Origin of the sequence: Micromonospora sp. DT201 (genome assembly GCF_049841575.1) — a bacterium.
Taxonomy (GTDB): domain Bacteria; phylum Actinomycetota; class Actinomycetes; order Mycobacteriales; family Micromonosporaceae; genus Micromonospora.
Map to the genome: position 1 here is coordinate 245,482 of NZ_JBNCKP010000006.1, position 23,024 is coordinate 268,505.

The following is a 23,024-nucleotide window of genomic DNA, read 5'->3' on the forward strand; positions in this document are numbered from 1 at the left end:
GGAGTGCGTGTGCTCGTCCCCAGCGCGCCGCGTCGCTGATCCACAGGCGGCTCACAGCCGCCAGACGACCGTGACCACCCGTTGCAGCAGAGCGCGCAGCCCGGCCGTCGGCCGGGTCCGGCGGCCGATCATCATCAGGTACGCGGTGAGCACCGCACCGGACAGCACCGCCTGGAGCAACACCGTCAACCAGACAAAGCGGTTTGCGGCCAACGCCACCAGCAGCGGCACCGTGCCGATGACAGCGAGATCCAGCCCCTGCACCGCCCACAGCATCGGTCCGCTCGGGGCCACGCCCATCGGCGTGACGATCAACGGGTAGTCGTGTCGGACCAGTGATCGCCGGGCCGCCCGCAGCGCCCCGGCCGCGATCGCCGGGCCGGCTGCCGCCCCGAGTGCGAGGCCCACGATCGGATCGCCGCCGGTCCGGGCGGCGAGCAGCCCGGTGGTAGCGGCTGCCCATAGGGCGGCCACCACGGACGGCACCACCGCGCGGTGCGCGACCAGCCGCCGCTCGGTGAGGCCCAGCAGCCGGACCAGCGTCACCCGGTCCGTTTCGTGCCGGACGTTGCCGGTGGCCTGGCCGGCCGCGAGCATCGCCGCCCCCAGCCATCCGCCGAGGAGCACGGTCGGGCGCGTGGACACGTCGGCCAGGAGGGCCGGAGCCACCACGAGCGCCGCGACCAGCCATAGCCGCCCCGGCAGCCGGACCAGGGCCAGCACGTCGTGGGCGGCCAGCGCACGCGCGCCGGTGGCCGCCGACAACCGGCCCCGGAGCCGGCTGTGCCGCCACCGACGTGCCTCCGCGACCCGGACGAGCAGCCCGGGATCGGCGGTGACGATGCCCCCGGTGACCGCAGCGGTTGATGCGGCGGTGCTGTACAGAACTTCCAGGCGGAGCCGGTCCAGCCGGAGCACCGCACCGACGACGGCGACCGCGGCGACCGCGGCGAGCACGGCCGCGACGGCGACCGGCGGATCAGGGACCAGCCGGGACCGCCCCAGGTCGGCCCAGGTGCGGGCCGCGGCGACGGCCAGCGCTGCGGCACCGGTAATGGCGGCGGCCGCGCGCAGCACCGAAGCCGGTTCCCGCGCGATCGTCTGGACGCAGGCGGCCGCGGCAGTGACGGCCGTTCCGGCAGCCGCACCGCAGACCAGGACCACCGCGATTGCCGGCACGGTCGTCGACGCCGGGGCCACGAGCAGCGCCGGCAGCAGCCCGGTCGCGGCGCCGAGCAGCAACACCACGACCAGGCGTGGTAGCAGCAGTGACCGCCGGCTGACCGGGCCGGTCGCCACCCACATCAGGGTGGGCGCGGCGAGGCCGAGAGGGCCGGCCGTGGCGGCGGCCCAGAGCAGCGCAGCGCCGCAGGCCAGGCCAGTCGCGGCGAGGAGGGCCACATCCGCGCCGCCGGCGTCACCGCCCAACTGGGCCACGGCCCGCACCGAGGCCACCGCTGCGGCCGCCGCGAACAGCGCCGACAGGACGACGACGTAGACGTCGTCACCGCCCCACCCGTGCCGCGCGGACCGGGCCCGCAGCCCGGCGATCCAGCGTCGGATGTCGCGGGCGCTGGCAGGCGTCGGGGACGCGATGCTGGTACGCATGCCGGTGTCCGTGGTCATCGCCGGCTTTTGCGACGTGTGCGGGCGGGCGCGGGATTGCCCGACCGCCCGGCGACCGGGCCGCTGGCCGTCGGGCTCCTGTCGGCAGCGTCCGTGTCAGCCGGGTCCGTGTCGACGGCATCCGTGTCGGCTGCGTCCATGTCGACCGTGCGGCAGACCGCAGCGATGGCGGGCTCATGCGTGGCCGACAGCACCACCCCACCGAATTCCAGGTATCCGCCGACCAGGTCGGCCACCACGGCACGGCCGGCGGTGTCCAGGTGCCGTTCCGGCTCGTCGAGCAGCAGCAGCCGGCTGCCGCGGGCGAAGGTCATCGCCAGGGCCAGGCGCTGCCGCTGCCCGGAGGACAGCCGCACAGGCGAATCGTCGGCGACCGGGCTGACGCCGAGTCGGTCCGCCAGCTCCGACGGCGTCCACCACCCGGGCACCGGTGGCCCGGCGACCAGGCGGACGAGCTCCAAGTGCTCCCGGACGGTCAGCGACGGGTACCAGACGGCGTCGTCGAGAAGAGCCGACACCGTGCGGCGGAAACCGATCCGGGTCTCGTCCGCCGGTTCGCCGTCGACCAGGATGGTGCCGAAGCGTGGCGTCAGGAGCCCGGCGACCGTACGGAGCAACGTGGACTTTCCGGCACCGTTGCGCCCGCGAAGAGCCACCGCCTGGCCCGCCGGAAGGTCCAGGGAGAAATTGGACACGATCGTCCGGTCACCATAAGCGACGGTTACCGCCTGCATCGTGAGCACGGGGTACTTTCGCACGTATTGGCCCTTCAGGCGATGCCGCCCCAGCGATCCGGGGCCTTCAGCAGAGCCACCACGTCACTCGTCCGGTAGTCGTCGCTGCGTCCCCAGCCGGATCTGACGACCGTCCGGCCGTCCATCGGTGAGCTGCTGCCAGCGCTCGGCCTCTCGGCGGGCGTACGCGCAGCGTGGGCAGCCGGGCCGGCCGCCACGGTTGCGGTCGGGGTCACGCAAGCACCGCAGGCAGGGCGAAGATGGCGAAGCGGACTACACGTCCGAGCACGCATGCCAGGGCGAACTCCCAGTGCCGCAGGCCGGCGGTTCCGGCGGCGATGCTGACGGAGGCGAGTGGTGGGACGCCGACGGAGGCGGACAGGAACACCGTCGGCAGACCGGTGCGGCGGCGCGAGAGCCAGCGCCGGACGGGCTCGGCCCACCGGGCGGCCCGGGCAGCCACGCGCCCCGTTTGCTTGCGTCGTGCGAGCCTCCGGGCCAATCGGCCTGTTCCTCGACGAGCGGCTTCGAACAGCAGCAGCTTCCCAGCGGTTTGCCCGACCGCCAGAGCGACCACGGCGATCACGGCGTACCGGCCCGGCTGCCCGGCGACTACGGCGTATGCCTCCGCGTTGACGACCGGGACGAGGGCCGAGGCGAAACCGTATCCGAGCGCGGCTGCGGCCTCCACGACACCGCTCACGCCCGGCCGTCCCGGTTCAGCAGCTTGCCTACCGCCACGGCGGACCACACCTTGACCAGAAGGACGACCAATGCCATGGTCACTGCCACGGCATATTGGCCAATTGCCACGGCGCCGATGACCCCGGCGGTGTTGACCGCCTTGGCCAGGGGCGACCAATTCAATGCCCATACGCGCCGGTCGACGACATAAAAGTAGTTTGGACTGGTCACCGGCCAGCACAGGAACACCAGTGACAGCATCGTGTCCAGGACCATGAACGATGGCAGAAACACGATGGCGACCAGCGAGACGCCGGGCATCAAGGCGACCAGGCCCATACAGAGCACGGCGGTGCAGGCCCGGTCGCTCACGATGTCCAGGACGGCACCGGCCCGGGTCTCCTGGCCGAGCCACCGTGCAGCCAGACCGTCGAGCATGTCCCCGACCCAGTAGATGCCGTACGCCACTGCGATCAAGGCGACGGACCCGGCGACGAGGGCGACGATGCCGAGTGTGACGGCGGCAAGCGTCCGGATGATGGTGATGTAGTTGGGGACAGTGAGGAATGGGCCGAGCCGCAGGGCGGGCTGCAGGGCGGGCCGGGAGTCGACGAGAGTCACCCCTGCAGCGTGCGGTTCTCGGGCCGCCCGGCGGAACGTACCAGGGTGCCGACCTCGGCGGGACTGCGGTACCAGGGTGCCGGTTCGGCTGGTACCTGGGTACCTGGCTGGCCCAGGGCGGATCATCGAGACTGTGCATGTGGTTACCGCGATCGGGCAATGGGTGCGCACTCTCGAAGGAGTGCGCCGGCTCGCGTACGGCGCGACAGGTTTGATGGTCATAGCCGTGGTCACGACGGTCGACCAGGATGTGCTCGTACCGGCGGGCTGGGTGTGGCTGGTGCTGCCCGCCGCCCTCACGGCCATGGCCCTGCCTCCCAGCCAGCGGGCGTTGGTCTTCGCGGCCTGCGCCGGGTTCGTGGCGTTGGTGAGCACCGGCGAGTCGGTTCAGCTGGGCCTCGCGGCGGCCGGCTTCGTCTTCGTCTCGACCTGCGAGGATCCTGCCCGCCGACCATCGGTGGGATGGGCCGCTGGTCTGGCCGGTGCCGCCGGTGCCCTCGCCATCGCTCTGCTGAACCATCGCGGGCTCTACGAACAGCCCTTCGTCTTCGTGGCGGCCGGCTACCTCCTTGCCGTCCTGATGCGCTCGTGGTCACGCGGCAAGGCCCTCACCCGGGAGACGACCGAGCTACGTGACCAGGCTGCCTGGCTCGAACAGCGCACCAACCTGGCCCGCGAATTGCACGACGTGGTCGGTCACCACGTCACCGCAATGGTGGTCCAGGCTGAGGCCGGCCAGTTCAGCAGCGACCCGGCAGTGGCGCTGCGGGCGATCGCGAACACCGGCCGCACCGCCCTACGCGAGCTCGATACGCTCGTCGTGCATCTCCGCAACCCGGACGCGCCGGTGGTCGTGAGCGCCCCGCCGCGCCTGTCCGACATCGACGAGCTGCTTGCCGAGCCGCTGCGCCAGCAGGGCGTAGCGGTACACGTCCGTCTCGACGCCGAGCCAGGGCTCGACGAGGTGGGCGCATTGGCGGCGTACCGCATCACGCAGGAGGCGATAACCAACATCGCCCGCCACGCGCACGCCACAACCGCCTGGGTCGAGTTGATCCGCGTCGACGGCCATGCCCGGCTGCGGGTGAGCGACAACGGGGTCGGTCCGCCCCAGGCCGTAACGCGCGGCTCGGGGCTGCTTGGCATCGAGGAACGGGCGCGGGCGCTCGGCGGCAGCTCTCACGTAGACCAGCGCCCCAGCGGCGGTACGGTCCTGGAGGTCATCCTGCCGGTGGTGAAGCCATGATCCGTGTCGTGATCGCCGACGACCAGCATCTGGTCCGCGACGGCTTCAGCCAGATTCTGCGTTCCCAGCCGGACATCCACGTCGCAGCCGAAGCCGCGGACGGGCGGCAGCTTCTCGATGCCGTCCGCCTCGATCCCCGCATCGACGTCGCCCTCGTCGACATCCGCATGCCGGTCCTGGACGGCCTCCAAGCCACCCGGGAGCTGGCCGCGATTCCTCATGCCCCGGCCGTCATCATCGTCACCACCTTTGACGATGATGCATACGTCTTGGACGCCATCGCCTCCGGAGCGCGTGGGTTCCTCCTCAAACGCAGCACTGCCCAGGACCTCATGTCCGCCGTGCGCACAGTCGCGGCCGGCGGCGCAATCCTCTCGGCCGAGATCACCGGCGCCGTTCTCGAACGTGTGCGGTCGACCGGCCCGGCTACCCGCGTGGACCTCGCCGCCTACCAGCTGACCGCGCGCGAGATCGACGTGCTCACGTTGATCGGTGCCGGGCTCAACAACGACGAGATCGCGCGAAGTCTTCATCTGTCAATGAGCACGGTCAAGACCCACGTCGCGAACGTGCTGGCAAAGACCGGCAGCCGCGACCGCGTGCGAGCCGCCATTCTGGCCATCCAGGCCGGCCTCTCCTGAGGCCAGACGTATCGGCGGAGCGCCGTCAGCTGAGAGTCTGGCCGGAATGTTTCCACTCGACGGGGAGGGCCGATGACGAAGCATGCTGTCCGGACGGCGCGGATGTTCGACGGCGAGCGGCTCGTGGACGGCGGGGTGCTGGTCCTGTTAGACGACGGTCGCATCACCGACGTGCACCAGGGTTGGGCTGAGGCGCCGGAAGGCTGGCTGGTCCGCGAGGCGCCGGACGGCACCCTGCTGCCCGGTTTGATCGACTCGCACGTGCACCTGTGCGCCGATGCCGGGCCGGACGCGCTCGGCCGGCTCGCCGAGCGTCCCGAGACCGACCTCGACGCGGTCATCGAGGCGTCCCTGCGCGCGCACCTGGCGGCTGGCGTTACGACCGTCCGGGACCTGGGCGACCGGCGCGACGTCGTGCTCCGATGGCGGGACCGGGAGGTACGCGACGATCTACCAACGGTGGTCGGGTCGGGCGCACCGGTCACCAGCGTCGGCGGGCACTGCTGGTCGCTGGGGGGCGAGGCGAGCGGCGTCCACGGGATCCGCGAGGCCGTGCGCCTGCGGGCGGCGGCCGGCGCCGACCTGGTGAAGGTCATGGCCAGCGGCGGGGTCTTCACCCCCGGCACCGACACCACCCAGCCGGAGTTCACCGACCAGGAGCTGGCCGCCGCGCTGACCGAGGCGCACGATCTCGGCCTGCCGGTGACCGCGCACGCGCACGCGCTCAGCGCGGTCGAACAGGCGCTGCGCGTCGGCATCGAGGGCATCGAGCACTGCACGTGCGTGACCGCGACCGGTGCCCACGTCCCCGACGAGCTCGCGGGCCGCCTTGCCGCAGCCGGAGTAGCGGTCTGTGCCACGCTCGGCACCGACCCGGCCGTGGTCACGCCGCCGGAGGTGGTGGCGATGGCGGCGCGGGCCGGGCTCAGCGCGGCCACGCTGCGCGACGGCACCGCCACCCTGCACCGCGCCGGGGTCCGCCTGGTGGCCGGTTCGGACGCGGGCCTCGGCCCCGCGAAGCCGCACGGGATCCTGCCAGAGACGCTCATCGAGTACGTCGCGTGCGGCATCCCCGCCACAGCCGCCCTCGCCGCAGCCACCTCGATCGGCGCCGAAGTATGTGGCCTGGGGCAGCGCAAGGGCCGCGTCCGCCCCGGATTCGAGGCCGACCTGCTGGTCGTGGACGGCGACCCGACGAGCGACATCACGGCACTGCGCCGCCCGCTCGCCGTGTACCGCGCCGGCGACCCGGTGAGCAGATGATCGGGTCGGTGGGGTCGATCATCGGTTCAGGGACGGTCGTGCACGAACCACGCGTCGCCGGCGGGCAAGGCAACAGCGACTTCCCACCGGCTCAGTTCGAGGTTCGGGGCGAGCGCCTTGAGCTGGCCGGCCGCGGTCCACGCCTCGTCACCCGGCGACGGGCGACGACCCACCTGAAACTGCAGCATGGTGCCCCAGGACGCGACCAGGCGTGCGTCCCACCGGTGACGCCACTGCGCCAGCACCTCGGCGAGCCTCTGCTGGTATTCCCGGGTGAGCGCACCGTAAAAGTCGATCCAGTATCCCGAGCTGCGGACGTCAGTGGTGGGCAGCAACATGAGCAGGACGCTGTCGGGCGTGTACCAGTAGTCGATCTGCGTCACCAGCCGCACGCTGTCAAGCACCCGGGCGTGCAGGTCGGCGTCGGCGAGCACCCTGTCGTACAGCGCCCGCTCCAGCACCGGACGCGGAGTCGGCAGTACCACATCCGCCACCAGGGCCGCCAGGTCGACCCGGGCCACGCCAGACATGTAGTACTCGATTTCGCCCTCGTCGGCCTGCTGGTCCTCGCTGTAGTGGCGGTAGGCCAGCCAGGGTTCGGATGACCTCGCGGCCTCGGCGAACGCGTGTAGCTCCGACTCCGACGGACCCGGCTCGGGCTCGGGCCGGATCCTCAGCGCGCCGTCGAAGTCGTCGGTGACCATGACCGGCCGGCGTCCGATGACCGGCACCAGGGTGTCAGCAGCCTGCCAGGCCTCGTGCAGGCGATTGGGGTCGATGTCGGCGACAAGGACGGTGCCCGACGGTCCGTGCCCGATCGGCAGGCCGGCCAGTGGCGTGCCGACGAGAGCCGCTTCGATCTGCTCAAGCTCGTTTCCCATGCTGAAAGTCTCTCCGATCATCGACCCGGGTCTGGTCGAGTGGTCCTCGCCCGTGACCGGATGACTGTCACAGTGGCGGCCAGGCATTGGCCAGCAACTGACGGAAGTGCGCCGGGAACCACTCTCCGAGCGGCGGGGCACCGGGCATCGCCCCAGTGTCGTACGCGGAGCTGCGAGGCGGAACGTAGTACGGGTCGCACATCGGCTCGTAGGGCTGGCCGGTGTTCGGGCGGCCGCTGGCACCGTCGGACTCGCCGGGAGGCTTGACCCACACGTAGGCGTCGATGCCCGGTGCCGGGTCGGCTGTTGGCCGCTGACCGAGGCCGGAACCCACCTGGTTGCACCAGTTGCCGACCACTGCCCGTCGATCGATCCGGCTGCCGTCGACGTAACGGTTCACATCGCCCGCGGCAACCGGTCCGGTGGGTCGGCCCGGGCCGCCCCAGCCGTTACGAGAGGTGTCGACCACTACACCAACCTCCGGGGAGAAACCCGCCCCCGTCAACAGTTCACGCAGGTGTCGCGCGTAGGGCACCTCGTCGATGAACGGGTTCCAGTCGACCCACTTCGACTGGTACACCGGCTGGCCGTTGATGACATCGTCGGCGCGGAAGTATTCCTCGCGCAGCACGGAGTAGTTGACGGTGTTGGCGACGAAGCCATGCACGTCGGCCATCGTGCTGCCGGCGGTGGTCGCGGCCTGGACCAGCAGCGCCGTCAGCGGACCGGAGTCCTCCGGCCAGCCGACTTCGCCGTGGTGACTGATGTCCAGGTACGAGTAGACGTTGGGCAGCGTGCCGAGCCGGGCCAGGGCGTGCCCGATCCCGTGCAGGTAGGTGCCGCGCGCCTGCACCTCGTCGCAGGCCGGGGTGGCGGTGTAGCGGCTGCCGGTGTTGACGACAAGGTTGGGCAGCGAGTTCGGCTCGACGAAGGCGACGATCCGCAGATCGGCGTAGCGGGGAGCAGCGAGGATCTCGACGATCGGATCGATGAACTCCGTCCGGTACCGGGCGATGTCCTCGATCGACAGCTTACCCTGCGGTGCCCACCGGTCACAGTCGCGGGCCGGCAGGTTGTGCAGGGTCAACTGAACGAGGTCGGCGTGCTGTGCCAAGGCGGCGTCCAGGTGCTCACCCAGGCCCATCACCCCATCCCCTCCCCCGATCCTGGCGATCCGGTCGAGCCAGACAGCGGTCGGCTGGTCGGCGACCGCGTCGCCACCGGGCTCGCCGGCGGCCCGACCGGCCCACTCGGGATTAACGTAGACCTGGGCTCCGACGTACGGGTTGTCCACCCTGTGCGGCGGATCGGCAGCCATGGCCGGACCGGCGCTGGCGAGCACCCCCACGACGAGGACGGACAGGGCGGCGGCGAGGACCGGGCGCACCTGGGCAGGTACGCGTCCCCGACGTGGCATGGTCATGGTGGCGACTCCCGCCAGCCATAAAGCTATGCACTTCTATTTATCATCCATCATCCCGCACCACTCGGCTGGTGATGCCGTCCAAGACGGTGGTCAGGTTGTGGTTGAAGGTTTCCTCGGCGTTGAGGTGGGCTCCGTCGATGACGAGCCGGGCGATGGTGGGATACCTGCCGGTCTTCAACATGCGGGTGAGGTAGGGGCCGAGGCTGGCCTGGAAGGCGGCTTCATCGGTGCCGGTGGAACGGGCGGTGCGTCGCTCGGTGACCTCTCTGCGGACCGCTCCGATAATGAAGGCGTTGAGAGCACCCACGGCCCGCTGGAGATCGTCGATGTCACGCACGCCCGGGGCTTGGCTCAGCGCCGCAGCGGTTGCTTCGCCCACGGCGAGCGCGTGCGGCCCCAAGTGCGGCCTTCCGCCGAGCAGGTCGGAGAACCACTCATGGTCAAGGGCGGCATCGCGGGTCGCGTGGGCGATGGCCAGCACCGTGGCGCGCCACGCGGATTGCTGGCCGACTTCGGCGATCCGGGCATAGACGACGTCGACCATCAGATCGAGTAGTTCAGATCTGTTGATCACATAGTCGTAGAGCCGCATCGGACCGGCACCGAGCTCTTTGGCGATCTTGCGAACCGACAGGCCGTCGAGGCCATGCGCGTCGGCGAGCTGGATCGCCGTAGCGGCGATCTTTTCGCGGCTCAACGACACCGGCGCCGCTCGCGGCTGAGGTTCGGGCCGTTCCCAAACGGGCAACGCTTCGCTACCGTACGGTGTATCCACGAAGACAGTGTACGGTAACGAGGTGAGTATGCGAATCGCAATCGCTGGTGGCGGCCTTGGCGGGTTGACGCTGGCACGGATCCTGCATCAGCACGGCATCGATGCTGTGGTGTACGAGCGCGAGGCAAGTCGATCCGCGCGGCCGCAGGGCGGCTCGCTCGACCTCCACCCGGAGTCGGGGCAGCATGCCTTGGCCGAGGCGGGTCTCGCCGGCCGGTTCCGGTCAGAGGCGCGGCCCGAGGGCGAGGAACATCGCATCGTCGACCCGACCGGACGGACCCTGGTGCACCACGAGCCGCAACCTGGCTCGTTCTCCGGGCGTCCCGAGATCGACCGGAGCGCACTGCGTGATCTTCTGCTCGATTCCCTCCCCAGCGACGCGGTTGTCTGGCGGCACCGGCTTGTCGCGGCAGCACCACGACGTGACGAGGGCTGGGAGCTGACGTTCCATGAAGGGCAGCGAGCCGACTGCGACATCCTCATCGGCGCGGATGGCGCGCGCTCAGTCGTCCGGCCGTTGCTGACCGACGTCGGGCTGTCCTATGTGGCAACTCTCGTGGAGCTGCACATCGAAGACGTCGACCGGTGCCATCCCGATCTCGCCGAACTGGTCGGCCCCGGGAACCTGTGGTGCGTCGGCGTGAGCCAGATCCTGGCGGCGCAACGCCTCAGCGACGGCAGCCTACGTGTCGGGATCTCGCTACGCGCAGACGATCGCCCCATCGACACGTACCGCAGTAAGCGCGTCCTGCTGGACATGTTCGGCGGCTGGGACCCCCACCTCACCGCACTCATCGAGGCCAGCGACAGCGCGCCGACGCCGCGCCTGATCGAAACGATGCCCATCGGCACGCGTTGGTCCAGCCGGCCAGGCGTCACCCTCATCGGCGACGCCGCGCACCTCATGCCACCGGTCGGCGAGGGCGCCAACCAGGCCATGCTCGACGCGGCCGAACTCGCCGGCCACCTCGCCGCCGACCCCGCCGACCCGGACTCGGCGATACGGGCGTACGAAGAGGCGATGTTCACGAGGATTCACCCGATCGCCGAGATGTCCGCACGAGTCCAGGCGATGATGCTGTCCCCGACCGCAGCGGACGACATCGTCCGCTTCTTCACGGCGCAGCCCGCCGAGCCGGCGTCCGCGGGCTGACAACGAGCGATGCGGTCCCCGACCCTGCCTGGCCCCCGTTCAGTGTCCGTATGCGTCGTACGCCTTCCAGGCCTCGACCGGAGTGAGCGGCACCGGTGCGGGCCGCTCCACCACCGTCTTCAGCTCGATCCGCCGGCCTTCGGCTGCCGACTCGAGCAGAGTGGTCATCGTTTCGAGGACGTGCAGCGCGACGTCGCCGCCCGCACGCGGCGGACGCTGACCGTCTGCCCGGACAAGGTCGATCAGACCGATGCCTCGGGAACTCTCGGCGTAACCGGCCCGCGGTTCGAGAACGCGCCATTCGGTGCCGCCGAGCGCGAAGAGGCGGACCACACCTTCGAAGTAGTTCGGATCGGGTACGGCGAGCGTGCCGGTCTCCCCATGTACCTCGATCGGTGCGGCCGTCGTCGCGACGCCGTCGAAGCTCGTGGTGATGGTGGAGAGAGCACCGCTGACGTGCTCGAGCACGCCGGTCACGTGGGTGGCCACCTGCGCCGGGAACCGCTGGCCGGTGCGCGGGCCCGAGCCGATGACGCGCTCGTCGCGCAGGCGACTGACGGCTCCGCTCACCGCGCGAACCGGCCCGAGCAGGTGGATGAGCGCCGAGATGTAGTACGGCCCCATGTCCAGCAACGGGCCGCCGCCCGGGGCGTAGTAGAAGTCGGGGTTGGGATGCCAGCGCTCATGCCCTGGCGTGACCATGACGGCCGACGCCGACATCGGGCGTCCGATGAGCCCGCCATCGATCGCGGCCCGCGCCGTCTGCGTACCCGTTCCCAGGACGGTGTCCGGCGCGCAGCCAACGCGGACGCCAGCCGATGCTGCCCGTTCGATGATCGAGCGGCCGTCGGGGAACGCCACGGCGAGCGGCTTCTCGACATACACGTTCTTGCCCGCGTCGATCGCGCCCAGCGAGATATCGGCGTGTGCTGCGGGGATCGTGAGGTTGAGCACCGTCTGCACGTCTGGCCGGGCGAGCAGGCTCTCGACGCTCAACGCCTCGGTGCCGGGCATCGTGGCGGCGACCGCAGCCGACCGGGAGGCGTCGAGGTCGGCCAGCGCGACGATGTCCACCGCAGGGTGGTTGGCGAGTGTGTCCAGGTACGCGCGGGAGATGAACCCGAGACCTACGACGCCGACGCGGTGCGGGTCGCCCACAGCATTCCCCTCTCGATCACGGTGCGGACGTCCGCGTGCTCCAGCACGTCGGGGCTGTGTCCCGGGGTCGTCACGACGATGCGCCCGGCACCCCAGAGTCGGGTCCAGATCGCCGGCGAGGTGACCGGCCGGTGCCATGGATGCCACGCCTGCGTGGGGTGGGTGGTGACGGCCAGCACGTCGATCAGGTCGTCGTGCAGCACCCAGTACTGCTCGGTGACCAGGTCGAAGTCCTCGATTCCCGCAGTGATCGGATGCTCCCGGCCGAGGTCGGTGATCCGCACCGTGTGCGGCAGAAAGTTGTCCTCCGCCGCACCGTGACGCTCGCACGGCTCCTTACCCGGATGGGTCGCGAACTGGCCGCCCACCAGGTGCAGGTATTCAGATGACGCGCGGAACGAGTCCACGATGCCGCCGTGCCAACCGGTGAAGCCCGTACCGGCGATGACCGCCGCACTGAGCCCCGCCACCTGCTCCGAGCTGATCTGCGACATCGTCACGCACTGCACGACGAGGTCGGTGTCGGCCATCTCGGCGGCATCGGCGTAGATCTCCGTCGACTCCTCGACCCGTACGGCATAGCCGCTGCGTTCGAGGAAGGGGATGAACAACTCCGTCGCCTTGACCGGCTGGTGGCCCTCCCACCCACCTCGAACCACCAATGCCCGCTGCTGCGCCACCCTCGCTCCCTCCCACGGTCCGTCGCCAAGGGGCTGGCCGCTCCCGCCCGGGCGACGTACCGCCGACAACCGTGCTTGTCGATCACCGAAACCGTACTCGGTTGCGGCCAGATCCGGCGTTCGCCGGGTTCCGGGTGCCGCCTTCCCGGGTGCCGTCAGGCGGCGACGGGCCGGGGGGCCGTCACGGGACCGGCGCGAGCAGGCAGCCGTCTTCCAGGGCAGCCACGCCGCCGGCCCAGCGCTCCCGGAACATCCGGTCATGCGACACCACCACCACAGCGCCCGGGTAATCCGCCAGCGCCTGCTCCAACTGCTCCACCAACTCCAGCGACAGGTGGTTGGTGGGCTCGTCGAGCAGCAGCATGTCGGCCTCGCCAGCCAGCAGCCGGGCCAGAGCCAGCCGGCGGCGCTGCCCGACCGACAGCGCGCCCACCGGTTTCCCGAAGTCCCCGGTACGGAACAGGCCCAGTGACTCCAGCCGCCCGGAATGCTCCTCGCGGGTGCCGGCCCGGCCTGCCGCGAACGCGTTCAGCAGGCTTCCCGCCGGGTCGCCGGTCGCAGTCTCCTGCGGCAGGTAGCCGAGGACACCCCGACGCTGCACTGTGCCCTCGTCCGGTGTCAGCACCCCGGCCAACACGTCGAGCAGCGTCGACTTGCCGGCGCCGTTCGGCCCGGTGACCAGAACCCGCTCGCCGGCGGCGACGGTCAACTCCGGTGCTCGCAGCCGCCCGGCGACGCGCACGTCGTACGCCGCAAGGACGGTGCCCTCACGCACCGCCGCGTTCAGCGGCGCGTGCAGGCGAAGCGGGTCCGGTGGCCGGGGCACCGGCTCGGCGTGCAGCCGGTCGAGCCGCTCGGCTGCGCTGCGTACCCGGGTGGAGATGGACGCCTGGACCCGGCGGCCGTCGCCGTTGTACTTGCATTTGTTGTGATCCTTGATCGCACGGCCGGGCGCCACCTGGTACGCCGTCGTCGCGCCCCACTCGGTCCAGTGGTCGATCTCGGCGGTCCAGTTGGCGTACGCCTGCTCCCACCGTTGCCGCGCCGCCCGTTTCTCGGCGAGATAGCCGGTGTAGCCGTTGCCGTAACGCACCACCGTCCCCCGGTCCCCGTCCACTTCGAGGATCACGGTGGCCACCCGTTGCAGCAGCAGCCGGTCGTGGGTCACCACCACGAGAGTGCCCCGGTGCCGGCGCAGCCTGCCCTCCAGCCAGGTCAGCGCCGCCTCGTCCAGATGGTTTGTGGGCTCGTCGAGAAGCAGCAGCTCCGGCTCCGCGGTAAGCACGCCGGCCAGCGCGAGCCGTGCCCGCTGCCCACCGGAGAGTGTGCCGAGCTCGCGCTCAGCCGTCAGCTCACCGATGCCCAGCGCGGACATCGCGGCCCGGACCCGCGCGTCGGCCTCGTAGCCGCCGCGCAGCTCGAAAGCGGTGAGCATCTCGCCGTACGCGGCCAGCTCACCGGCGTCGGCGTCACCGAGCCGCTGCTCGGCCTCGGTGATCCGCCGCTGGAGGTCGCGCAGGTCCGCCAGGGCGGCGTCGAGCGCGTCGCCGACGGTGGCGGTGTCCGGCAGGTCGAGCACCTGGCCGAGGTAGCCGATCCCGCCGTCTGCGGTGACCACGATCTCCCCCTCGTCCGGCGGCTCCTGCCCGGCGATCAGCCGCAGCAGGGTCGACTTCCCGGCACCGTTCTCACCGACCACCGCGGCCCGCTCGCCGTCGCGTACCGTGCCGGAGACCGCGGTCAGCACCCGGCCGTGGGCGTAACCCTTGCTCACCGTGTGCAGCGCGAGTTGCGTAGACATGAATATCTCCTTCCCCCGCGATCAAGCCCGTACACGGCCGTCGAGCAGGGCCAGCTCAGGGCCCTGCCAGCCGCGGCGCAGCCAGCGGTCATGAGAGGCGACGACGACGCCGCCCGGTGCGCTGCGCAGTGCGTCCTCCAACTCCTCCACCAGGCGCAGCGACAGATGGTTCGTCGGTTCGTCGAGCAGCAGGACGTCCGGTGGCCGGGCCACCAGCACGGCCAGGGCGAGCCGGCGGCGCTGGCCGGTGGAGAGCTGCCCCACCGGCCGTCCCGCGTCGCGGCCAGGCAGCAGCCCCAGCCGGGACAGCGGCACCGCCGGATCCTCGCCAGCGGCCTCGGTGTAGTACGAGCTGGCGGACCGCTCCGGGTCGGCGAATTCGACGTCCTGCTCAAGCAGCGCAACACGCAGCCCCGCCGACCGGTAGGCCGCACCGGAGTCGGGCTCCAGCTGACCGCCCAGCACCCGCAACAGGGTGGACTTGCCCGCCCCGTTCGGCCCGGTGACCAGCAGACGATCCCCGATCGTGACGGTCAGGTCGTCGATCGTCAGGCGGCCGTCGACCCGGACCTGCCGCAGTGACACGCTGCCCTCCCGCGCCCCGTCCCCGGTCAGTGCGGCAGTGAAGCCCAGCTGGGCTGGCGGGCGCCGCACCTGGTTGGCGGTGAGTTCGTCCAGGCGCTGCTGGGCGTTGCGCACCCGCCGCGAGATCTGCTTCTGGACGCGGCCGCCGTGCCGGTCGTACCCCACCTTGTTGTTGTCCTTGATGGACCGTGAATGGTTCACCTCGTGCGCGGTGGTCGTCACCGCCTGGCGCAGCTCCTTGAGCTCCTTCTGCTCGATGTCGTACTGCTGCTCCCAGCGCACCCGCTCGGTGCGCTTGACAGCCAGGTAGTCGGTGTAGGCGCCGCCGTAACGGGTGACGCCGCCTCGGGACGGGTCGAGGTCGACGATGTCGGTGCAGACCGCGTCGAGGAACGCACGGTCGTGCGATGCCACCACCACCGCGCCCGGAAGGTTGGCGAGCCGGTCCTCCAGGAACGTGACCGCCTCGTCGTCGAGATGGTTGGTCGGCTCGTCCAGCAGCATCGCCTGCGGCTGGCGGATCAGCAGCGCGGCCAGGCCGAGCCGGGTGCGCTGCCCACCGGAGAGCGACCCGATCGGGCGCCCGGAGTCCACAGCGGACAAGCCGAGGCCGTCGAGCACCATCTTGGCGCGGTGGTCGGCGTCCCACAGGTCGTGGTCCTGGGCCCACCCGAGCAGATCGCCGTACTCGGCGAGGACCGCCTCGTCCTCCGGCCGGACCGCGAGGGTCTCACCCAGCTCGTCGAGCCGATCGCGGACCCGATGGAACTCCGCGAGAGCGTCGTCTACGACCGCGGTGACAGGGGCGTCACCCGGGAACGGAAGCTCCTGACGGAGGAACTCGGTGTCGGCCGGGCGCTGGAGGTCACCAGCGTCCGGCTCCTCCGCACCGGAGAGCAGACGCAGCAGGGTCGACTTGCCGATCCCGTTCTCACCCACCAGGCCCAGCCGCTGGCCAGGCCCCGCGGAGAGCGAGACGCCGTCGAGAACTATGCGATCGCCGTAGATCTTGACCAGATCACGGGCATGCAGAACAGACACACTCGACATGGAGACACCAATCGTCGAATCGAAATAGGGAATCGACTACCCGCCGGGGCTCCAACATCCACAAGAAAGTGGGCGGCCACGGCAGCGGGCTGGGTGTGTGTCAGTAGATCACTGAGTCAGAATCACATGAATCGGACGTCTCGTCAACCCGAGCGCTCGCACCGAGACGTTCCCCGCGAGCCGCTCTTCCCCGGCCGCGATGTCGCACCGCACGCCCTGGTCATCGCCGTCGGCGCACACGAGCCGGACGCGCGCGAACTCGACGCCGCTCTGTTTGCCCGCGCCACGACGGTGGCCGAATCCCGTACCACCAGCCTGCGGGAGGCCGGCGACATCATTCAGGCGGTCGCCGCGGGTGCCCTCGCCGAGGAGGACATCGTGACCCTCCATCAGGTGGTACGCGGCACGGTCCGGCCGCCGACGGACCGCCCCCGCGTCTTCAAGAGCACAGGCATGGCCTGGCAGGACCTCGCGGTGGCCGCCGCCGTCCACGAGAGCTGACCCGACCGCGGTGCCCGCCGAGTCGTTGAGGATGGGTTTGGGCGGCCATCACCTTTTGCGTGCTGAATCAGGCCGTGCGGGCCGCCTCGACCGCTGCGAGCGCGATGCGGCCGGCGACCCTTGACAATGCCCTTCGCTGCGACACCGGAAGCCGTGTGCTGACAGCGGGCTCCACCAGCGGATCAGCCGCTTCGGCGGTTACCGTACTGGCGCGGGCTCTGCACCGAGCTCCGGCCGCCGAGGTGCTGACCCTTTCCATACGGCTGCGGCGAGGCGACTTTGCCCTTCGCGCGTCGGGCAGCCCGATTTGCGGGAACGGCAGGCTCGTCGGCCTCGGCCGTGGTTGAGGTGTCGGCATCCGCCGCGTTGGCGTCAGCGTCTTGAACGGGCTCGGGCTCGGGCATCGGTATCTCCCTGGTTTCGTAAGGCGCCCTGCGGATCATCGGCAGCCGACGGACGCGGACTACTCGACGCCGGTGTGGGCGCCTTGACGGTATCGCAACGCCGAGCCCGCCCGATCGACGGTCTCAGCTGCACCGGGCCGTCCGCCCCCGTGCGGTCGAAATCGGTCCCCGCCAAGATCAGCAGCGTCCTGGGGATCCGGCACGCGGGCGGGGCTGGTCCGCCGACGTCCACTGGGACGTCGGCGGACCCACCTCAGCGGATATCGGCGGTGGTCCAGCGGGGGGATGCGTTGGTGACCGGGACGGTGTCGCCGACCAGCGTGGTCACCGCCTGTGCGTCCCGCTGCACGCTGGTGCCGACCCAGAGTTCGACGTCGCCAGGCTCCACGACACGGGTGAACGTGCGGTCGGAGAAGGCCAGGCGGGTGGTGGGGACCGTCAGCTCGACCGTGACGGACTGGCCCGGCTCCAGGTGGACTCGCCGGTAGCCGAGCAGCTGTGCCACCGGCCGGGTCACCGAGGCCACCAGGTCGCGACCGTAGAGCTGGACCACGTCGTCGCCGGCGACCGCGCCGGTATTCGTCACCCGCACCGTCACGCCTACCGCCCCGTCGGTGGGCACCGTGGTGGGCACGGTGAGATCGCTGTACGCGAACGTCGTGTAGGACAGGCCGTGGCCGAACGGCGCCACGGGCGTCGCCAGCAGGTTGGTCCCCGCGTTCCCCGCGCCGAGGGTGGGGTGCAGGTAGGAGTACGGCTGCGCGCCGGCCGACCCGGGCAGGGTGACCGGCAGCCGGCCCGACGGGTTGACCCGCCCGGAGAGCACGCCCGCGATCGCCCCGGCGCCCTCCTCACCCGGGAAGAACGCCTGCACCACTGCCGCGCAGCGCGAGAGCGCCCAGCCGACCGAGTACGGCCGGCCGGTGAGCAAAACGAGGACGACAGGTGTGCCGGTCGCCAGCACCGACTCGACCAGTTCGCGCTGGACGCCGGGCAGTTCCAGGTCGTCCCGGTCGCAGCCTTCGCCAACCGTGCCGCGGCCGAAGAGGCCGGCGTGATCGCCGACGACCAGGACGGCGACATCCGCGCCGGCGGCCGTGGCGACAGCCTCGTCGAAGCCGGACCGGTCGTCGGTGTCCACGTCGCAGCCGCGTGCCCAGGTGACGAGTTCGCCGCCGAACTCGGCCCGCACGGCGTCGAGCACGGTCGGCACCTCGATGCCGGTCTCCACGCCGGGGTGCTGGACGAGGACGTGGTTGAGGAACGAGTAGCACCCGAAGAGCGCACTCTGCCGGTCGGCGTTCGGGCCGATGAGGGCCACCCGTCGTCCCGCCGGCAGCGGCAGCACGTCCCGGTTGGCGACCAGCACGACCGATTCCTCGGCGAGCCGGCGGGCGATCGACCGGTGCTCGGGCGAGTCGAGGTCGATTGCCTCAGGGGGCTCGTCGCTGAAGGTCGCGTCGAGCAGACCCAGGTCCAGCTTCTGGCGCAGTACCCGCAGCACCGCGCGGTCGACGAGCGCCTCGTCGAGCGTGCCCGCCCGCACCGACTCCCGCAGGGTCAGATAGGCGTCGCCGGTCGGCAGTTCGACGTCGAGACCGGCGGCCAGCGCCTGCCCGGCCGCCTCCGCGTGGTTACTCGCCACATGGTGCAGCAGGTTCAGGAACGCGACCCCGTAGTAGTCGGCCACCACCGTGCCGTCGAAGCCCCACTGATCCCGCAGGATGCCGGTCAGCATGGTCGGGTCGGCGGCGACGGGCATCCCGTCGATCTCGGCGTACGAGTGCATGACACTGCGGGCGTCACCGTCGATGATCGCCATCTCGAACGGGGGGAGCAGTACGTCGGCCAGTTCCCGGCGGCCGATGTGCACCGGGCCGAAGTTGCGCCCGGCGCGCGAGGCGGAGTAACCGGCGAAGTGCTTGAGGGTGGCGTGCACCCCCTGCGATTGCAGTCCGCGCACGTACGAGGTGCCGATGGTGCCGACCAGGTACGGGTCTTCGGCGATGCACTCGTCCACCCGGCCCCAGCGGGGGTCACGGATCACGTCGAGCACCGGAGAGAGCCCTTGGTGGATGCCCAGGGCCCGCATCGAGGCGCCGATCGCCGCGGCCATCTCGGTGACCAGTTCCGGGTCGAACGCGGCGCCCCAGGCCAGCGGGGTGGGAAACGTGGCCGCCTTCCACGCGGACAGCCCGGTGAGGCACTCCTCGTGGACGATCGCCGGGATGCCGAGCCGGGTCCCGGTGACCAGGTCGCGCTGGAACTTCCACAACCAGGCCGCGTGTTCCGCCGCGTCCACTGGGCGGGTGCCGTAGGTGCGGGTGAGGTGACCGAGCCCGTGCCGGGAGAACTCTTCGAGCTTGGCGTTCCCGCCGAACTCCCCCTGCATCGGTGCCACCGCCTCGCCGTCCTCCTTCTCCCAGAAGCCGACGAGCTGGGCGATCTTCTCCTCGATCGTCATCCGGCCGAGCAGATCACGTAGGCGTGCCCCGCCGTCGTGCCCGTTCGGCCGGCCGTGGTTCGGACCTGCCTGGGCCGGTGCCGGCCCGTCCACCAAGGCGTGGACCTCAGTCATGCTGTGCCTTCCTCTGGTTGTGCCCGTACCGTTGCCACTCAGCCCTTTACCGCACCCTGCAGGCCACCGACGATCTGCTTTTCCGCGAGCGTGAAGAAGAGCAGTGCCGGCAGCATCGCCAGCGAGGTGAAGGCGAGGACGCCTGCCGTGTCGGTGGTGTACTGGCTGGAGAAGTTCTGCACACCTAGCGGCAGGGTGTGCAGGTTGACGTCGCTGAGGACGAGCAGCGGCAGCAGGAACGAGTTCCAACTTGCCACGAATGCCAGGACGCCAACGGTGACGAGCGCGGGCCGCGACAGCGGCATCGCGATACGCCAGAGGAAACCGAGCCGGCTCGCGCCGTCGATCGCGGCGGCGTCCTCCAGCTCTTTCGGGATGGCCGACAGGAAGGGACGCAGGATCACGATCGTCAGTGGCAGCGAGAAGGCGACCTGCGGGAGGATCACCGCGTAGTAGGAGTTGATCAGGCTCAGGTCACGCAGCATGAGGTAGAGCGGCAGGATCGCCGCCCCGGCCGGGAACAGCAGGCCGAGCGTGAAGAAGGTGTAGAGCCCTTCCCGCCCGCGGAAGGTGTAGCGGGCGAGCACGAACGCGGCGGCCAGCCCGAGCACGACGACCGCGAGCGTGGTGCCGAGGGCGATGACCGCGCTGTTGAGCGCCTGCTGCCAGAAGTTGCTCTGGGTCAGCACCCTGGCGTAGTTGTCCCAGACAAACGGGTCGGGCAGGCCGGCCGGGTTCGCGACGATCTGCGGAGTGGTGCGGAAACCGCCGATGACCACGTAGATGACCGGGGCGATCGACACGGCCGCGACCGCGAGCGCGAGCGCGTAGGTGAGCGGCGTGCCCCAGGAGACCTGACGACGCCCGGTGGACGGGGAGTGAACGGAGTTTACGGCCATCGTCACTTCGCCCTTCCGGTGATGGCGCCCTCGATGTCGCGGCGGAGCAGGAACCGCTGGAACAGCAGCGCCGCCACGAAGGAAATGGCGAACAGGATCACAGCCACGGCGTTGCCGTAGCCCCACAACCGGGCGAAGAACCCGTTGTCCACCATGTACGTCGCCATGGTGGCCGATGCGCCGAGCGACCGAACCGCAGGCACCGAGGTCACCCAGATCATGTCGAAGATCTGCAGTGAGCCGATCATGGACAGGAACATCCAGATCCGGATCGTCGGGCCGAGCAGCGGGATCGTGACGTGCCGTTGGATCTGCCACCAGCTCGCGCCGTCGATGGCCGCCGCCTCGGTCAGCTCGTCGGGCACGTTGGACAGCCCGGCGAGTAGCAGGATGATGGCGAAGCCGACGTACTTCCAGGTGAGGACGGCCAGCAAGGTCCAGATGACCAGGTCCAGGTCGGCGAGCCAGGGGCGCACCAGACCGCCCAGTCCCACCGACCGCAGGAGCGCGTCGACCGTGCCGTCGCCGGTCAGGAGCAGCTTCCACATGATGCCGACGGTGACCTCGGCGAGCACGTACGGCACGAACACCAGCAGGCGGAACACGGAGCGCCCACGGAAGCGACGGTTGAGCAGGAGGGCGATGCCGAGGGCGATCGGACCCTGAATCAGCAGCGACCCGAACACGATGATCGCGTTGTTGCGCAACGCGTCGAGGAAGATCGGATCCTGGAAGGCGAGGGTGTAGTTCCTCAGGCCGACGAACTCGGTGGGAGGGCCGACCCCGCGCCACCGGAACAGGCTGTAGTAGACCGCGAAGCCCATCGGCACCAGCACGAACATCACGTAGATGACGACGGCCGGAGTGGTGAGCCCGATGATCTCGTACCACTTGCGGCGGGTCTCGGCTCGGCGGGCGGACGCGCGCCCGGCCCCGTCGGGGCCCGCCGGCGACGCGGAAGCGCCGCCGGCGGGCATACGGATCTGGTTGGCGGAGGTCACTTGCTTGCGGCCGCCTTCATCGCTGAGACGACCTTCTCAGGCGTCCCGTTGCCGGCGAAGATGGCGACGATCGCGTCGTTCATCGCGCTGCCGACGGTGCTGCCGTACGCCGTATCCAGCCAGAGCTGGACGTAGCTCGCCCCGGAGGTGGCATCCAGGATGGACTTCAGCGCGGGGTCCTTCACGCCGGCCTCGGCACCCTTGGCGACAGGCAGGCCCGTGCCGGTCTCGGCGTAGCCCTTCTGCACCTCGGGGCTCACGATGTACTTGAGGAACTCGACGCATTCGGCCGGGGCATTCTTGGAACAGGAGAACCCGTCGCCACCGCCGAGGGCCGCCTTCGGGTCACCCGGGGATCCGGAGATCGCCGGCACCGGGAACCAGCCGAGGAACGTCGCGAGCTTCGCCGGGTCCGTGGCGACGGTGTCCAGCGTGCCGCGGTTCCAGTCACCCATGAGCTCCATCGCGGCCTTGCCATTGGCGAGCATGCCGTTGGCGCTGGTCGGGTCGTTCTGGCCCGGCGTGGCGATGAAGTTGGGCTGGAACGGCTTGGTGTCGATGAAGGTCTTCAGGTCCTGGCCGGCCTTCACGAAGCACGGATCGTCGAAGGTCTTGTCCTTCGCCGCCTTCTTCAGGGTGTCGACCGAGCAGGCGCGCAGCGCCATGTTGTACCACCAGTGCGCGGCCGGCCACTTGTCACCGGCGCCCACGGCGATCGGAATGACGTTGATCGCCTTGAGCTTGGTGACCGCGGCGTTGAGCTCCTCGAAGGTGGTCGGCGGCGCCGCGATGCCCGCCTTGGCGAACATCTCCTTGTTGTACCAAATGCCCTCGATGCCCATCCGGAACGGCAGGCCGTACTGCTTGCCGTTCACCTGCCAGATCTCCGCGGCGCTGCCGATGTTGCCGACCTCGGTCTTGGTCTGGTCGGTGATCTCCTTGAGGTAGTCGGCCTCCACCTGCTCGCTCATCTCGCCGCCGCCCCAGGCCTGGAAGATGTCCGGCGGGTCGCTGCTCAGCAGCGCGGCGGGGAGCCTGGTGCGCTGGAGCTGGTTGGTCTCGATCGCCTCAATCTCGATCTTGACGGTGGAGTGCAGCGCGGAGAAGTCCTTGGCGACCTTCTCCCAGTAGGTCTTGCCAGGCCCGTCCTGTGAGGCGTTGTGCCACCAGGTCAGGGTCACCGGGTTCTTGTACAGCTCGCTCTGAGGGGTTGCCTCGTCGCCACCGCCACTACACCCGGTGACAACGAGAACACTCGTCATTAGCAGTGCCAGGACGGCACCCGCACGTCGCTTCGTTGCCATCGATGTCTCCTCG

At 70.3% G+C, this 23,024-nt stretch carries 21 protein-coding genes; 5 read left to right on the top strand and 16 right to left on the bottom strand.

The window, feature by feature from the left end; genetic code table 11:
• Positions 1 to 51: 51 nt before the first annotated feature.
• The 5 genes from ACLQ28_RS14475 to ACLQ28_RS14495 form a co-directional block, all read right to left on the bottom strand.
• On the bottom strand, positions 52 to 1,626 hold the full coding sequence (locus ACLQ28_RS14475; RefSeq protein ID WP_425686761.1) for a DUF6297 family protein: 1,575 nt from the start codon (positions 1,624 to 1,626) through the stop codon (positions 52 to 54).
• Positions 1,623 to 2,321 (bottom strand): ABC transporter ATP-binding protein, encoded by a 699-nt coding sequence (locus ACLQ28_RS14480; RefSeq protein WP_425686762.1) that lies wholly within the window; start codon positions 2,319 to 2,321, stop codon positions 1,623 to 1,625. Before ACLQ28_RS14480 ends, ACLQ28_RS14475 begins: the two co-directional genes overlap by 4 nt.
• A gap of 74 nt (positions 2,322 to 2,395) precedes the next feature.
• Positions 2,396 to 2,596 (bottom strand): hypothetical protein, encoded by a 201-nt coding sequence (locus tag ACLQ28_RS14485; RefSeq protein ID WP_425686763.1) that lies wholly within the window; start codon positions 2,594 to 2,596, stop codon positions 2,396 to 2,398.
• The gene (locus ACLQ28_RS14490; RefSeq protein ID WP_425686764.1) at positions 2,593 to 3,063 is read right to left on the bottom strand and encodes a VTT domain-containing protein; all 471 of its coding nucleotides are present in this window, start codon (positions 3,061 to 3,063) and stop codon (positions 2,593 to 2,595) included. Before ACLQ28_RS14490 ends, ACLQ28_RS14485 begins: the two co-directional genes overlap by 4 nt.
• Positions 3,060 to 3,665, bottom strand: coding sequence for a CDP-alcohol phosphatidyltransferase family protein (locus ACLQ28_RS14495; protein ID WP_425686765.1), 606 nt, complete (start codon positions 3,663 to 3,665; stop codon positions 3,060 to 3,062). Before ACLQ28_RS14495 ends, ACLQ28_RS14490 begins: the two co-directional genes overlap by 4 nt.
• Before the next feature lie 139 nt (positions 3,666 to 3,804).
• On the opposite strand from ACLQ28_RS14495, the gene ACLQ28_RS14500 reads away from it, so the two are divergent.
• The 3 genes from ACLQ28_RS14500 (at position 3,805) to ACLQ28_RS14510 (ending at position 6,815) form a co-directional block, all read left to right on the top strand.
• Complete coding sequence (locus ACLQ28_RS14500) at positions 3,805 to 4,911, top strand: sensor histidine kinase (RefSeq protein WP_425686766.1); 1,107 nt, start codon at positions 3,805 to 3,807, stop codon at positions 4,909 to 4,911.
• On the top strand, positions 4,908 to 5,552 hold the full coding sequence (locus tag ACLQ28_RS14505) for a response regulator (RefSeq protein ID WP_425686767.1): 645 nt from the start codon (positions 4,908 to 4,910) through the stop codon (positions 5,550 to 5,552). The genes ACLQ28_RS14500 and ACLQ28_RS14505 overlap by 4 nt, the downstream gene beginning before the upstream one ends.
• Before the next feature lie 72 nt (positions 5,553 to 5,624).
• On the top strand, positions 5,625 to 6,815 hold the full coding sequence (locus ACLQ28_RS14510) for an amidohydrolase family protein (protein WP_425686768.1): 1,191 nt from the start codon (positions 5,625 to 5,627) through the stop codon (positions 6,813 to 6,815).
• A gap of 26 nt (positions 6,816 to 6,841) precedes the next feature.
• On the opposite strand, the gene ACLQ28_RS14515 is transcribed toward ACLQ28_RS14510, so the two are convergent.
• The 3 genes from ACLQ28_RS14515 to ACLQ28_RS14525 all read right to left on the bottom strand — a co-directional run bounded on the left by ACLQ28_RS14515 (position 6,842) and on the right by ACLQ28_RS14525 (position 9,897).
• On the bottom strand, positions 6,842 to 7,696 hold the full coding sequence (locus ACLQ28_RS14515; protein WP_425686769.1) for a DUF4253 domain-containing protein: 855 nt from the start codon (positions 7,694 to 7,696) through the stop codon (positions 6,842 to 6,844).
• Positions 7,697 to 7,763: 67 nt separating this feature from the next.
• Positions 7,764 to 9,119, bottom strand: coding sequence for a glycoside hydrolase family 6 protein (locus ACLQ28_RS14520; protein WP_425686770.1), 1,356 nt, complete (start codon positions 9,117 to 9,119; stop codon positions 7,764 to 7,766).
• A gap of 43 nt (positions 9,120 to 9,162) precedes the next feature.
• Complete coding sequence (locus ACLQ28_RS14525) at positions 9,163 to 9,897, bottom strand: TetR/AcrR family transcriptional regulator (RefSeq protein ID WP_425686771.1); 735 nt, start codon at positions 9,895 to 9,897, stop codon at positions 9,163 to 9,165.
• 28 nt (positions 9,898 to 9,925) lie between these two features.
• Here ACLQ28_RS14525 and ACLQ28_RS14530 point away from each other — a divergent pair, with 28 nt between their 5' ends.
• Complete coding sequence (locus ACLQ28_RS14530) at positions 9,926 to 11,050, top strand: FAD-dependent oxidoreductase (protein ID WP_425686839.1); 1,125 nt, start codon at positions 9,926 to 9,928, stop codon at positions 11,048 to 11,050.
• A gap of 39 nt (positions 11,051 to 11,089) precedes the next feature.
• On the opposite strand, the gene ACLQ28_RS14535 is transcribed toward ACLQ28_RS14530, so the two are convergent.
• From ACLQ28_RS14535 to ACLQ28_RS14550, 4 genes are all read right to left on the bottom strand, one after another.
• Positions 11,090 to 12,208: a Gfo/Idh/MocA family protein gene (locus ACLQ28_RS14535; RefSeq protein WP_425686772.1), complete on the bottom strand. Its 1,119-nt coding sequence runs from the start codon at positions 12,206 to 12,208 to the stop codon at positions 11,090 to 11,092.
• Complete coding sequence (locus ACLQ28_RS14540) at positions 12,178 to 12,888, bottom strand: ThuA domain-containing protein (protein ID WP_425686773.1); 711 nt, start codon at positions 12,886 to 12,888, stop codon at positions 12,178 to 12,180. Before ACLQ28_RS14540 ends, ACLQ28_RS14535 begins: the two co-directional genes overlap by 31 nt.
• A gap of 181 nt (positions 12,889 to 13,069) precedes the next feature.
• Entirely contained in the window at positions 13,070 to 14,689 is a 1,620-nt protein-coding gene (gene abc-f, locus ACLQ28_RS14545) for a ribosomal protection-like ABC-F family protein (protein WP_425686774.1), read from the bottom strand.
• A 21-nt stretch (positions 14,690 to 14,710) separates the two neighbouring features.
• A complete protein-coding gene (locus ACLQ28_RS14550; protein WP_425686775.1) occupies positions 14,711 to 16,324 on the bottom strand; it encodes an ABC-F family ATP-binding cassette domain-containing protein in 1,614 nt (537 codons plus the stop codon).
• A gap of 126 nt (positions 16,325 to 16,450) precedes the next feature.
• Here ACLQ28_RS14550 and ACLQ28_RS14555 point away from each other — a divergent pair, with 126 nt between their 5' ends.
• On the top strand, positions 16,451 to 16,825 hold the full coding sequence (locus tag ACLQ28_RS14555) for a hypothetical protein (protein WP_425686776.1): 375 nt from the start codon (positions 16,451 to 16,453) through the stop codon (positions 16,823 to 16,825).
• A 657-nt stretch (positions 16,826 to 17,482) separates the two neighbouring features.
• Here the strand turns inward: ACLQ28_RS14555 and ACLQ28_RS14560 are convergent.
• The 4 genes from ACLQ28_RS14560 to ACLQ28_RS14575 are packed head-to-tail and all read right to left on the bottom strand — an operon-like array spanning position 17,483 to position 23,011.
• Entirely contained in the window at positions 17,483 to 19,807 is a 2,325-nt protein-coding gene (locus tag ACLQ28_RS14560) for a glycoside hydrolase family 3 N-terminal domain-containing protein (protein ID WP_425686777.1), read from the bottom strand.
• A gap of 38 nt (positions 19,808 to 19,845) precedes the next feature.
• On the bottom strand, positions 19,846 to 20,712 hold the full coding sequence (locus ACLQ28_RS14565; protein ID WP_425686778.1) for a carbohydrate ABC transporter permease: 867 nt from the start codon (positions 20,710 to 20,712) through the stop codon (positions 19,846 to 19,848).
• A complete protein-coding gene (locus ACLQ28_RS14570) occupies positions 20,709 to 21,707 on the bottom strand; it encodes a carbohydrate ABC transporter permease (protein ID WP_425686779.1) in 999 nt (332 codons plus the stop codon). The genes ACLQ28_RS14565 and ACLQ28_RS14570 overlap by 4 nt, the downstream gene beginning before the upstream one ends.
• Positions 21,704 to 23,011, bottom strand: a complete 1,308-nt coding sequence (locus ACLQ28_RS14575; RefSeq protein WP_425686780.1) for an ABC transporter substrate-binding protein — start codon at positions 23,009 to 23,011, stop codon at positions 21,704 to 21,706. The genes ACLQ28_RS14570 and ACLQ28_RS14575 overlap by 4 nt, the downstream gene beginning before the upstream one ends.
• Between the last annotated feature and the right edge of the window lie 13 nt (positions 23,012 to 23,024).